The organism is bacterium, assembly GCA_040755795.1.
GTDB lineage: Bacteria > UBA9089 > CG2-30-40-21 > CG2-30-40-21 > SBAY01 > JBFLXS01.
Map to the genome: position 1 here is coordinate 1 of JBFLXS010000584.1, position 2,039 is coordinate 2,039.

Sequence of the window (2,039 nt, forward strand, 5' to 3'; positions counted from 1 at the left end):
CAATAGTTCCAAAGATTTCATTGTTATTAATTGCAGGATTACCTGCTTTATCTTCAAAATAAGCCGAGTAGGCAAAAGTTCCCACATCTGTTTGGACAACTTTATAGTATTCCGCATATATTCCATTGCCACAGTCAATTAAATCTAATACCCTTGCATCAAAACTACATGTTCCTATTCCCCCATCTGACTCTACTGAGGTGGTTCCAATCCAATCGGAAGATTGAAGCACGAAAATAATCTCCTGGTCACGATAGCATGGATTTCCACCACTGTTATCTATCAGAAAATCAATCCTCGGTGGGGTATTATCTATCGTGACCAGGACAGTATCTTTCGCGGAATTACCTGCTCGGTCCTCTGCCCTTAAATTTATTGTATAGATACCTTCATCAAAAGCTACTCCAGTTTCATCTAATCCTCCCCATGTTACCTTTTGAAAATAGTTCTGGGATATAGTTCCGGTCCCTCCTAATAATATTCTTCCGTCTATAGTTAATTGATAGAATATAGGGTCTAATTCTTTATTTTGTAAAATAATATCAGTAGTATCCTGTATTCCTGTGGAGGTGCCGGGAGAAAAAGCATCATCGGATAAAGAAATAAATACTTTTATCGGAGCAGTTCTATCTATCCAAACATAACAAGTCTTTATATTTGCTTGATTTCCTGCCTCATCCCATATATTTACCTGAACAGTATGTGTTCCTTCTAAGAAATAAGCCCCATATTTATCGCATCCATCCCACACATAAGATATATCCACATCTGCACTCATTGTTCCTGTTGGGTTAGAAGAGGGTATTTCCTTATCAATTAAAATCTCATATCTCCCCTTCTCATTACTTTTAAATGTAATAGTTGCACTATCTTTTTGACCTGGTGAGGACTGTGGGGAAAAATATGGCTCTGAAACCAGTAAATCCGAAATTTCAGGTGGGCTATAATCAGCCTGGATAGTGACAGTCCCCGGGTCACCATTATTATCCAGATCTACAACTATGTCTGCAGTCTGGTAATCAACAAGTTGTAAGTTCTCAGGACTCATTTGCTCAGTAGAAATTTTCTTGATTATTCCCGTATATGTCCCATCCTTAGCCCTTACATCCCCACTCATTCCATTGTCATAAAGTGTAAGTGTAAAAGTAGAGCCTGCTATCGGAACAATAGTTACTTTTTTCTCCCCGCCCGTCATAGTTCCATCTTTAGCGGTTACAATTGCACGAGCACCCTCTTTAAAATATATACCCTCTGTCCCATCGGTATGGTATGTCTTGACTACATCTTGCGCACCCCAGGCACCCTGATTACTGAATCCAACTAATAACAACCCAATAAATATAGATTTTGATATACTTTTCATTTGTTTTTACTCCTTTTTTTGAAATTTATAGCAGTCCTGCTGTCTGCATTACCTCTTTAAATTTGGTAAATGGTAACTGGTGAATGGTAATTAGTTACCAATTACCAGTTAGCAGTTAACCGATTATTTACTTTTAATTTCGTGAAGCCCTATTTCTTTCTGGTTTAATTCTTCTATCTGTTTTATAGCCGGTGCTAATGCTGTCCTTCTATCCCAGATTACAAACCCAACCAGGGCAAACATCCCGGCTAAAAGCACATAAAAAAGGCCCATTAAATCATTTATTCTCGTGCTAAGTTTATTATCAAGGTCATCTATCCGTTGATTTACATATCCAATTTCTTCTTTAACAACCGTGCGTATCTCGGCTATATCTTGTTTGGTTAATTCAGCAAAGGTAATTTTTCCTGGCAGGAGTATAAGTAACCCCAGAATTAGGATTAATACTTTTTTCATCGTAAAACCTCTTTTTAAAAGTAACCTTTATTAAATTATCATATTTTACTCCAAAAGTCAAGTTTTATTTTTAATCTTTTTTTGCCACAGAGGCACAGAGAGCACAGAGGATTATTTATAAAATTAATCACTAAACCTACTTTCTTCCCGGTGAGTTTTAAGTAAGTAATTGTTGTCTCCATAGTGCCCTTAATAATCTTCTCTGTAACCACATTTATCT

The 2,039-nt window shown here is 36.8% G+C and carries 3 protein-coding genes; all 3 read right to left on the reverse strand.

The window, feature by feature from the left end; genetic code table 11:
- Positions 1-1,363: choice-of-anchor X domain-containing protein (locus tag AB1414_19965; GenBank protein MEW6609689.1), on the reverse strand; the 1,363-nt coding region annotated here is incomplete at its 3' end.
- Between the two features lie 123 nt (positions 1,364-1,486).
- The gene (locus AB1414_19970; protein MEW6609690.1) at positions 1,487-1,819 is read right to left on the reverse strand and encodes a hypothetical protein; all 333 of its coding nucleotides are present in this window, start codon (positions 1,817-1,819) and stop codon (positions 1,487-1,489) included.
- Positions 1,820-1,857: 38 nt separating this feature from the next.
- Positions 1,858-2,039, reverse strand: a 182-nt coding sequence (locus AB1414_19975) for a hypothetical protein (protein ID MEW6609691.1), incomplete at its 5' end; no start/stop codon positions are given.

Bases quoted from the DNA above. Each gene is read 5' to 3' on its own strand.
- AB1414_19970 (MEW6609690.1), bottom strand. From the start codon at position 1,819: ATGAAAAAAGTATTAATCCTAATTCTGGGGTTACTTATACTCCTGCCA.